Annotated in this window: 8 protein-coding genes and 1 tRNA gene; 4 read left to right on the forward strand and 5 right to left on the reverse strand. The window is 58.1% G+C overall.

From position 1 onward, the window contains the following. Window positions 1-157: 157 nt before the first annotated feature. The 5 genes from DW233_RS09645 to DW233_RS09665 all read right to left on the reverse strand — a co-directional run bounded on the left by DW233_RS09645 (window position 158) and on the right by DW233_RS09665 (window position 5549). Window positions 158-1357 carry an ABC transporter ATP-binding protein gene (locus DW233_RS09645; protein WP_117640835.1) on the reverse strand — a complete coding sequence of 400 codons (1200 nt, stop codon included), beginning with the start codon at window positions 1355-1357 and terminating at the stop codon, window positions 158-160. Between the two features lie 68 nt (window positions 1358-1425). Beyond that, a complete protein-coding gene (locus DW233_RS09650; protein ID WP_089573621.1) occupies window positions 1426-2265 on the reverse strand; it encodes a carbohydrate ABC transporter permease in 840 nt (279 codons plus the stop codon). Further along, complete coding sequence (locus DW233_RS09655) at window positions 2265-3119, reverse strand: carbohydrate ABC transporter permease (protein WP_055252174.1); 855 nt, start codon at window positions 3117-3119, stop codon at window positions 2265-2267. The genes DW233_RS09650 and DW233_RS09655 overlap by 1 nt, the downstream gene beginning before the upstream one ends. Window positions 3120-3206: 87 nt before the next feature. Next, window positions 3207-4523, reverse strand: a complete 1317-nt coding sequence (locus DW233_RS09660; RefSeq protein ID WP_055252173.1) for an ABC transporter substrate-binding protein — start codon at window positions 4521-4523, stop codon at window positions 3207-3209. Window positions 4524-4829: 306 nt separating this feature from the next. After that, entirely contained in the window at window positions 4830-5549 is a 720-nt protein-coding gene (locus tag DW233_RS09665) for a GntR family transcriptional regulator (protein WP_055252172.1), read from the reverse strand. A 224-nt stretch (window positions 5550-5773) separates the two neighbouring features. Between DW233_RS09665 and DW233_RS09670 the strand changes: the two genes are divergently transcribed. The 4 genes from DW233_RS09670 to DW233_RS09685 all read left to right on the forward strand — a co-directional run bounded on the left by DW233_RS09670 (window position 5774) and on the right by DW233_RS09685 (window position 10523). Then, the gene (locus DW233_RS09670) at window positions 5774-8224 is read left to right on the forward strand and encodes a PTS transporter subunit EIIC (protein ID WP_118267968.1); all 2451 of its coding nucleotides are present in this window, start codon (window positions 5774-5776) and stop codon (window positions 8222-8224) included. 127 nt (window positions 8225-8351) lie between these two features. After that, window positions 8352-9365 (forward strand): polyprenyl synthetase family protein, encoded by a 1014-nt coding sequence (locus DW233_RS09675; RefSeq protein ID WP_118267969.1) that lies wholly within the window; start codon window positions 8352-8354, stop codon window positions 9363-9365. A 139-nt stretch (window positions 9366-9504) separates the two neighbouring features. After that, window positions 9505-10410 carry a peptidoglycan-binding protein gene (locus DW233_RS09680; RefSeq protein WP_199408213.1) on the forward strand — a complete coding sequence of 302 codons (906 nt, stop codon included), beginning with the start codon at window positions 9505-9507 and terminating at the stop codon, window positions 10408-10410. A gap of 38 nt (window positions 10411-10448) precedes the next feature. After that, window positions 10449-10523: transfer RNA gene (locus tag DW233_RS09685), tRNA-Gln, on the forward strand. Window positions 10524-10825: the final 302 nt, after the last annotated feature.

Below are 10825 nucleotides of genomic sequence, written 5' to 3' on the forward strand. Positions count from 1 at the left end.
TTTCTGATGCGGCGCGCTGCGCGCCCCGCACAGGCTAAAGCCTTTAAAGAAAGGCTCCCCTCTCGCCCAGTGGACGGGAGGGGAGCCTTATATGTGACCGCGGCAAAAGGATGGCAAAGCCGCAGTCGCCCAAAGGGAGGGCCTGGATGCACCGGGCCTAGATAAGGTTCTTGCCAGACACCTTATCGAAGAGATGAGTCGCGTTCTTCTCGAACTTGAACCAGATGGGGTCGCCAGCCTTGAGCGCGCCCTTGGCCTCGAGGTCGACGACGGGGATAATCAGGACAAACTGGCCGTCGGGAGCGGTCACGTGGACATGCTCGGTCGAGCCCATGAGCTCGGTCACCTCGACGGTGCCCTGGAGCGCACCCTCCTCGCCCTTGTCGGCAAGCAGAATCTGCTCGGGACGCACGCCGGCCGTAATCTCCTTCACGTCGCCGCCGTCCCAGTTGAGGGCAAGCTGAGCGCAGGTCTCGGGGGCGAGCGCCACGTTCATATCCTCGGTCTTGACGGTAAAGCCGTTGCCCGAGCGCACCAGCTGGGCATCGAAGAAGTTCATCTGCGGCACGCCGATGAAGCCGGCGACGAAGATGTTCGCGGGATGGTTGAAGACCTCCTGCGGGGTGGCGATCTGCTGGACGACGCCGTCCTTCATGACCACGATGCGATCGCCGAGGGTCATAGCCTCGGTCTGGTCGTGGGTAACGTAGATGAAGGTGCCCTTGATCTCGTGACGCAGCTTAATGAGCTCGGCGCGCATCTGGTTACGCAGCTTGGCATCCAGGTTGGACAAGGGCTCGTCCATCAGGAAGACCTTGGGGTCACGCACGATGGCGCGGCCGATGGCGACACGCTGGCGCTGGCCACCCGAAAGCGCCTTAGGCTTACGGTCGAGATACTCGGTAATGCCCAGGATCTCGGCAGCAGAGCGAACCTTGCGGTCGATCTCGTCCTTGGGGACCTTCTTGAGCTCGAGCGTAAATGCCATGTTCTCGTACACCGTCATATTGGGGTACAGAGCGTAGCTCTGGAACACCATGGCGATGTCGCGGTCCTTGGGCGCCACGTCGTTGACGCGCTTGCCGTCGATGAGCACGTCGCCCGAGGTAATGTCCTCCAGGCCGGCGACCATGCGCATCGTCGTGGACTTACCGCAGCCAGAGGGGCCAACGAGGACGATGAACTCCTGGTCGTGAACGGTGAGGTTGAAGTCCTCTACAGCGAGCACACCGTCCTCGGTAACCTTGAGGTTGTGCTTCTTCTCCTCGGTCTTCTTCTTTTTGCCAAAGAAGCCCTTCTTTTTTGACTCGTTGTTGGGATACACCTTCTGAACATGTTTGAGAACGATCTCGGCCATGTCTCTACCTTTCGATACGCGGCGCCGCGCTGAGGGGCGCCGCCAAAACTTGCAAAACAGTTACGGCATCAGCCCTTGACGGCACCTGCCACCACACCGTCGATGATGTACTTCTGGCAGAAGATGTACATGATGACGATGGGGACAACGACCATCATGATGCAGGCCATCATGGGGCCGAGCTCGACGTGGCCATAGCCGCCGCGGAAGTACTGGATCAAAATAGGAATGGTCTTGTACTTGGTGGAGTCGAGCGTAAGGTAGGGCAGCAGGTAGTCGTTCCAGACCCACATGGTCTCGAGGATGCCGACCGAAAGATAGGTGGGCTTCATAATGGGAAGGACGATCTTAAAGAACACCTGAACCGGGTTGCAGCCGTCAATCATGGCCGCCTCCTCGATCTCGAGCGGGATGTTCTTTACAAAGCCGGCGAACATAAAGACCGCCAGGCCCGCGCCAAAGCCCAGATAGATAAAGCAGATGTTGAACGGCGTATTAAAGCCGATGCGGTCCGCCAAATTGGACAGCGTGAACATGAGCATCTGGAACGGTACGACCATCGAGAACACGAACAGGTAATAGAAGAAGTTCGAGATCTTGTTGTTGACACGAACCACGTACCAAGCGCACATGGAGCAGCACACCAGAATCAGCACGACCGACGTGACTGTGATGATGAGCGAGTACATAAACGCCGAGGCAAAGCCCTGCTCGTTAAGAGCGTGCACGTAGTTTGCGAGGCCGTTGAACGTCTCGGGCGTGAGCAGATCGAACGCCGTGGTGGTGCTGATTGCGGTCCCCTTCTTAAAGGAATTGAGCGCAATCATGAACACGGGGTAGATCCATGCGAGCGACAGGATCGTAAAGAAGATCGAGAGCGCGCGGTTAATAGCCTTATCGCGTTTCATTACTGCTGCACCTCCTTGGACCTCGTGGCCTTAAGCTGGATCATAGAAATAGCGACAACCAGGATGCAGAAGATAACTGCCTTGGCCTGACCGATGCCCTGCCATGCGATGCCAGCACGCGAATAGAACGTGTTGTAGATGTTCAGGGCGAGCATCTCGGTGGAGTGCGCCGGGGCGCCACCGGTAAGGGCGAGGTTCTGGTCGAACAGCTTAAAGCCGTTGGTGATGGACAGGAACAGGCAGATAGTGATGGTCGGCATCAGGTTGGGGATCTTAACCTTCCAAAACGTCTGCCATGCCGTAGCGCCATCGACCTTGGCGGCCTCGATGTAGTCAGACGGAATGGACTGCAGACCGGCGATGTAGATGATCATCATGTAGCCGACCTGTTGCCACAGGGTCAGGATGATAAGGCCCCAGAAGCCAGCGGCGGAGTTGAGGGCGATAAGCTGGGCACCCACGTTGGAGAGCAGGCAGTTGATCAGAATCTGCCAAATGTAACCCAGTACAATGCCGCCAATCAGGTTAGGCATAAAGAAAATCGTACGGAAGATGTTGGTGCCCTTGAGCGCCTTGCGAGTGAGCGCCTGCGCAATGGCCAGCGCGATCACGTTGATGAGCACCGTCGACAGGAAGGCAAACGCCACGGTAAAGAAGAACGACGTGGAGAACTGCGGATCGGACAGCGCGCGCACGTAGTTCTCGATACCGACAAAGTGCGCGTTATTGATGGTAATAAACTGGCAGAACGAGAGATAGAAACCCTGGATAAAGGGAATCACGAACCCGATCATAAACGCCAGGCACGTGGGCAGCATAAAGAGCGGCCACCAGCGCTTGAGTGCTTTGCCCATAGAAGGGTCCTTTCAATATGCAGGGGGCGGGCAAACCTACGTCTGCCCGCCCCCTGTCGCTAATCAGATAGCTTGGGCAGCAACTGCTTACTCGGAAGCAGCCTTCTCGGTCTTCCAGCCATCGACGAAGGCGTTCTTGACGCCGTCCCACTTGGTGTTGTCGGCAGCATAAGCGATGAGAGCCTGCTTGAGGTTCTTCTTCCACTCCTCGGAGGGGATGTAAACGAAGTCCCAAGCGACGGTCTTCTTGCCGTCCTTGGCCATAGCAACGGCCTGCTGAGAGAAGACGTTGGTGGTCTCCTTAGCGCTCTTGAACGGGGCGGTCAGACCCATCTTGTCAGCGATGATGCTGGTGGCGGTGTCAGAAGTGACGCACCAATACATGAAGTCCTCGGTGGCCTTCTGGGCATCCTCGGAAGCCTGGGAGCTGACGCACCAGTAGTTCTCGCCGCCGGAGCACAGGCCCTGGTTCTCCTCGCCGTCGACGCCGATGTAGATCGGCAGCATGCCGAGCTGGTCGTCGGTCATACCGGCCTTGGTGAGGTCGGCGTAGGCCCAAGAGCCGTTCTGATAGAAGACGGCCTTGCCGGTTGCGAACTCGTTGGTGGCGTCGTCACCGGTCTTGGAGGCGAGCTGCGAAGGATCGCAGGTGGAGTCGGTGATGTACAGGTCGAAGATCTGCTTAAAGTTGTCGAGATACTCGCCCTTGATCTCGTCGTCCTCCTGATTGTGCTCCTTCTCGAACTCGTAGTAGAGCGGGAGGTTGGCGAGGTGCGTGGTGTAGCGCCAGCTGGAGGAGTCATCCATACCGGCGGAAGTGAAGGCACCGTCAACGCCGAGCTCGTCCTTGCGGGCCTGGATGTCATCGGCGCAAGCCTTCAGCTTGTCGAAGGAGTTGATGTCCTCGGCCTTGTAGCCGGCCTTCTCGAGGAGCTCCTTGTTGTAAATGATGCCGTAGCTCTCCTGAACCCAGTCGATACCCAGATCCTTGCCGTCGGACTGCAGCGCCAGGGAGTCGTCGATGAGCTCGCCGCGGAGCTTGGTGTCGGAAAGATCGGCGCAGTAGTCCTTCCAGTTCTTAAGGCCGGTGGGGCCGTTGACCTGGAACAGCGTCGGAGCGGAGCTCTTGGACATCTCGGACTTGAGCTTCTCCTCGTAGGTGTTGGAGGCGGCGGTCACGATCTTGACCTCGACGCCCTTCTCCTTCTTGTACGCCTTGGCGATCTCCTTCCACTCCTTGTCGACCTCGGGCTTGAACTGGAGGAAGTAGACCTCGGCAGCGTCACCAGAAGCAGAGGAGCCAGAGCCGGCAGAACCACCGCAGCCCACGAGGCCCAGACCAAGAACCGCAGCCGCGGAACCAGCAAAGCCCAGGAACTGCCTTCTGCTCATTTCGTTCTTCATTACAATCCACCCTTTCACACCGTGGCGGCACCCTTTGCCGCCGCCTTCGGAGATTGGCTCGGGGACTTTGCCCCTTTTGCTGACTTGTACAATACGCTATTTGGCTAGTTGTTTGAACAAGTATTACTAGAGCGGTAGAAAAACTTCGGTGAACGGTAATTTCGACTTGATACTTGACAAGTTTTGTATAAACAATTATTTGTTATCGAATGCAGAGAAAACGCCCGATCAAGCCGATGCATCATCGGTTTGACCGGGCGTTTTCGCTTTGAGGGCATGAGTCTCGTCAGGCTGCGAGCTAGCCGGCTATCGCTTGGAATTGACGCGGTAATGGAAGATCTCGGGGTGTGTGCGGGCATGCGTGACCTCGAACAAGATGCCGTCCGAGGTGTACGACTGGCTCTCCATAACGGCGACGCAGTTGTACTTGCCAAGGTCCAGATAGCTGCAGTCTTCATCGTTGGCGAGCTCGACACTCACCGTACGACGGCTCGCCATCACTTTGACGCCGCGCTTGTGCTCCAGATAGCCGTAGATAGAATCCGCCGCGATCTCGGGGGTCAGGCCCTTGGCGATCGACGCCAAAAAGTAGCCATGGTCCACTTGGCGCGCGCTGCCGTTGAGGCTTCGGACACGCACTACGCGAATCAGCTCCTCGCCCACCTTAAAGCCCAGGCGACGTGAGAGTTGCTCAGTGCAAATCAAATGTTCAAAAGACTTGACCTCGGTCGATGCGACGGCATTGTTGCGTTTTGCGAACTCGCCAAACGACTCAACCTCTTCGAGTGCGCCCAGCATGTCGGTTTCGCCCTTAAGCCAAATAACGCGCACGCCCTTACCGTGTATAGGCTGCACAAACATCTGGTCGGCCAGCATGCTCAAGGCGCGTCGAACGGTATTGCGCGTGCAGCCAAACTCCGCGGTCAGCTCGGCTTCGGTTGGCAGCATCTCCTGAAACGCATAGGTCCCGTTGATGATGCGCGAACGGATCTCGCGGTAGATTCCTTCGTAAATCGCTTTTGGCATGATTTCACCTCTAATGAATATGTATGGCTAGGCACGATAGCATTTCTTAAAGTTGTTTAAACCGATTATCGGTAAAGTACGGATTATTTACCGTCGACGGTTCCCCCGAAACCCAAATCGGACCGAATCAAAACCGTCAATGCGGCAAGCAGCCAGTCCTCTACAATGAGTTCATTGTTTAAACGTTCTTGCTCGCACAGCATGTTGCATCCGAAAGGCATATTATGCTGCAGAAAATCCAACGTTTTGGCGGAGCCATGTTCGCGCCCGCCATGCTGTTTTCTATATCAGGCCTCATGGTCGGCATCTCCGCCCTCGCAACGACCGTGGATATCGTCGGCGACCTCGCCGTATACGGAACCCCCTGGTACGTTTTCTGGACTATCATTCAGCGCGGCTCGTGGACGGTCTTTAAGCGCCTTCCACTCCTTTTTGCCGTAGCGCTGCCTATCGGTCTTGCCCAAAAGCAACCGGCACGCTGCTGCCTCGAGGCACTCGTGGCCTATTTTGCCTATTGCTTCTTTTTGAGCGAGATCATTAAGCTGAGCGGAGACAACCTTGGGCTTAAGTACCCATCATCTTTGACCCCCGCCAGCGGTATCACCGTCATCGACGGCATCAAGACGCTCGACACCGGCATTATCGGCCCGCTGGCGGTATCGGCAACCGTCGTCGCCATCCATGACCGCTTCTACGATGCCAAGGTTCCCGATTGGCTCGGCACCTTCTCGGGTTCCTCGCTGGTCTACCTCATCAGCTTTTTTGCCGTGTTTGCCCTTGCCGCCATCTCGGCCGCCATCGTGCCCTTCGCATACGCCGTGACCGAAACGCTGCGCCACGCACTTGCGGGCGTCGGCCCCTTCGGCGTGGGCATCTTTGTGTTTTTGGAGCGAGCACTCGAGCCCATGGGGCTGCACCACCTGCTCTATATGCCCATCTATTACGACAATCTGGTCATTCACGACGGTATTTACGCCACGTGGACCAACCTGCTCCCCATTCTCTCCCATAGCACGCGCCCTTTAAATGAACTTGCGCCCTGGGCAGGTTTTACCGCCACCGGCTGGGGCAAGCTCTTTGGCCTTCCCGCCATCGCGGCAGCATTCTATTTCACCGCCAAACCCGAACGCCGCGCCGGCCTTAAGGTCATCCTTTTGCCCGCCATCGTCGCCTCGGTGGTCTGCGGTGTCACCGAGCCGCTCGAGTTTCTCTTTATGTTCACCTATCCTGGACTCTTTTTGCTCTACGCCGTCCTATCCTCCTGCCTTGCCATGACCATGAACTTCTTTGGCATCGTCGGCATCTTCTCGGGCGGTCTCATGGAAATGACGGCCTTCAACTTCATCCCACTCATGCGAATGCATGCCGGCTCCTACCTTTTGGCGCTCGGTATCGGTCTTGCCTTTAGCCTCATCTTTTTTGTTAGTTTTCGAGCACTCATCTTGGTTTATGACCTTAAGACGCCGGGCCGCGAGGATCATGTCTCCAATCGCGCGGCAATCGATCGTTTAACGGGAAGCGGCTTTGCCAAAGAGCAATCTCCCAATGGCGAGGTCAGTATTCAATCCGATCAAGATCACGTCCTCGCCGAGCGGGTAATTCAGCTTTTAGGTGGCGTTGGCAATATCGTGGGCGCAACCAACTGCGCCACGCGCCTGCGCGTCGAGGTCGCAGACCCTTCCATCGTTGCAGATAATGCGTCGTTTGTCGCGGTGGGCGCCAAGGGCCTCATCATTACGGGCAAGACCGCCCAGGTGATTATTGGCATCTCCGTTCCCCGCGTTAAAGAGCATTTTGACCAGATCATGGGCCTCGAGCCGGGATTTATGCCCACCACCTCGGCCTCCCCTGCCGCCAGCGCAGCCCATAAGCGCGGCGATATCTGCTTCTTCGATATCGACGGAACACTCGCCTGGCAAGACCCTCGAGTGGCACAAGAACTTCCCGAGAGCGAGCGAGACCTCTCCCCCTATCCCAATGAAGCGGTCTCGCAAGCCATCCGTGATTTTGTCGCCAAGGGCAATATGGCGTTTATCTGCACAGGGCGCACGCTGAGCTGCATCCATCCAAAGCTGCTCGAGCTGCCTTGGACCGGCATCGTCTGCCTCGCGGGTGGCTATGTCGAACTTGAGGGACACGTGATTCGCGATTTGGCGATGACGCCCGGCATGCTGCAGCGCCTTGCTCCCATTCTTGAGCAATCGGACGAAGTGATTCGTTTTGAGGGACTCAATGGCGTCGTTCGCATGAGTGCCGATGCGCCCGACGCCCCGGGATACGCCCGCACCGTGGGCGATGCAATTACGCAGCTGCAACATTACAGCGCCTACAAGATCTTAATGTCCACGTCGCTTGCCAACCGCATCGCTCAGGATCAAGCGTTTGAGCCGCTGCTCTGCTTTAACGAGCTCGAGCTCGAAGTGACCGAGATTTCGCCTCGCGAATGCACCAAGCGCGAGGGTATCCAGTCCGTACTCGACGCCCTCGATCCCCACCACGGAACCGTATACGGCATCGGCGACGCCAGCAATGACGTCTCGCTGATGAACGCCGTCGACGTTGGCATCGCCATGGGCAACGCACCGGGCTTCCTCAAGGAAAAGGCCGACTATGTCACCGACAGCATCGACCACGACGGCGTCGTCACCGCGCTCGAACACTTTGGGCTTATCTAGCCAAGCCCCTACCGCACTTGCGGCCGCATGGACCAATCGTCTTCAACCGCCGCGCTCGACGCCCTAATGTGGCAATATGTTGTCTGCATAATGCAACGATGCAACCTATCAAAGAATGCGAGAACCCGTGTCCAGTCCGTTTACCAGCTTTTTAGCCCAGCACTTTGACCAGATTAACGACTATCTGGCCACGTTCTTTGACGGACAGGCGACTTCCGCCGATATCGAGCGCTACCTGTATACCCCGCTCTCGGCATTTACGGCAAACGCTGGCAAGCGCCACCGCCCGCTCATCTGCATGCTCGCCGCCACTGCGGTAGGCGGCAGCTTTGAGAGCGCCCGCAGCGCAGCGGCGGCCATCGAGCACTTTCAGTCGGGCGCACTCATCCACGACGACATCGCCGACAACGGGCAGATTCGTCGCGGCAAGCCCTGCATGCACCTTACCGAGGGCACCGGTCTTGCCATCAACTGCGGTGACCTGGCGCTCACCATGGTCACCAAGACGGTTCTCGATGACCCCACGCTGGAGTCCGACGTGAAGCTGCGCGTGCTCCACGAGCTTACCGAGATGATCGTCCGAACCATCGAGGGCCAAGCGCTCGACCTGGGCTGGGTCCGTGACAAGCGCTTTGATATCTCGGTTGATGACTACCTGGACATGGCCACGCACAAGACCGCGTATTACAGCGGAGCCACGCCACTTGCCGCCGGAGCCATTATCGGCGGCGGCAGCAAAGAGCAGGTCGAGGCGCTACGCGCCTTTGGCCTGCACACTGGCCTTGCCTTTCAAATTCAGGACGACCTGCTCAACTTGGTCGGCACCAAAGAGGCCGCCAACAAGGACTTCCGCACCGACATCACCGAGGGCAAGCGCACGCTCGTCGCTGTGCATGCCCTGTCAAATGAGCGCTATCACGACGAGGTCGAGGCGATTCTTTCCTCGGGCACCGATGATTCCGCGCAGCTCGCACGCGCCGTGGAGATCTTCCAGGAGACCGGCTCCATCGAATATGCTCACGCCTACGCGCTGGACCTGACCGCAAAAGCCAAGGCTGCCATCGAGGATGTTGAGCTTGACCCGTACGCGCGCGAGCTCTTCCTCTCAATGGCAGATTTCTTTGTGGAGCGTCTTAGCTAGCGGGGGTCATAAAACCTGTGGGCAGCGAGTTTGGGTACAAGTTGCTACACTGTTGAGTGCATGTTTATGCATTGTCTCGCGTTGTCTATCCGACACGCGCTCAAAATAGTACGAATCGTACGCCGAAAGGGGTTCGTTCATGGAACCTATTACCACGGGCATGCAGGGAGCAGCCGTCGAGGATGTTCAGTCCCGCCTTCTGCAGCTCGGTTACACCATCGATGCCGACGAGGTCGCCGACAAGCGCTTTGGCACCACCACCGAGCAGGCTGTTGGCACGTTTAGGCTCGATAGCGGCCTTGCGGCCGGTTATGCTGTCGATATCCCCTGCTGGAGCGCCCTTGTAGACGCTTCATACAAGTTGGGCGACCGCACGCTCTACCTTCGCATGCCCAATTTTCACGGCGCCGACGTCAAGGCCCTGCAGCGCGCTCTCAACGTTTTGGGCTTTGCCTGTGGCGAAGACGACGGCTACTTTGGTCCGCATACCGAGGCCGCCCTGCAGCAGTTCCAGGAAAATGTCGGCCTGTTTGCCGACGGCATGGCCTTCCAGGACACCTACGCCTACATCAACCGCCTGCACCATGTGTGGGAGGGCAAGCCCTCGGTCACCGAGGCCGAATCGCGCATCGGTTTTGCTCGCGCCGCCAACGTGCTCGAGCGCTTCCAGATTGCCGTCATCGGCGAGGACCCCATTGCGCGCAGCGTAGCATCGCGCATGTGGAACATCGCCACGGCGACGACCGACAGCAGCGGCATGATGCTTTGCGATTCCGAGGTTCCGACCGACGTTGACCTGGTGCTCGAGATCGCAAGCGACGAGTTGCCTGCAGACGCCGCCCCGCGCGCCACGATCGCCCTCGCCGAGTGCCACAACCTGGCCCAACGCATCCGTACCGCCAATGTTGCCGCACAGCAGAAGCCGGCTCGCATTCGCATTGAGCTCACGGGCATGACGCGCTACAACGGCACCTTCACGGCCAGCGACGCGCAGACGCTCGCCGTACGCCTACTCGATGGCGTTTGCGATGCCCTCGCAGATTAGGTAAACTAGACGAGTTGCTTTTGGGCAACACCACACATTGGGACGTAGTTCAACGGTAGAACTCCGGTTTTTGGTGCCGGCTGTTGGGGGTTCGAATCCCTCCGTCCCAGCCATTAAAACTGAGCGCCCTAAGCCCATAACGGCCCAGGGCGCTTTCTTGTGGGCAAGCGGAGGAATTCGAACCCGCAAGGGTGCGGAGCTGAGGAAACGCGAAGCGTTTTCCAGCGCAGCACGCAAGGAGCGAAGCGACGCAGCGGGGCGCGGCCGCCGCAGGCAGACGCGGTGCCGGCACTTGGGGACGCTCCTAAGTGCCGGCATTATAGGAACGTCCCCAAGTGCCGGCTCGGGACTATTTTCGAGGACCCTCCGAAGATCGCGTCGAAAATGTTGGTGTAAGGGTGGCTCCCTAGCGTCC

It is taken from the genome of Collinsella sp. AM20-15AC (genome assembly GCF_003471405.1).
Lineage (GTDB): Bacteria > Actinomycetota > Coriobacteriia > Coriobacteriales > Coriobacteriaceae > Collinsella.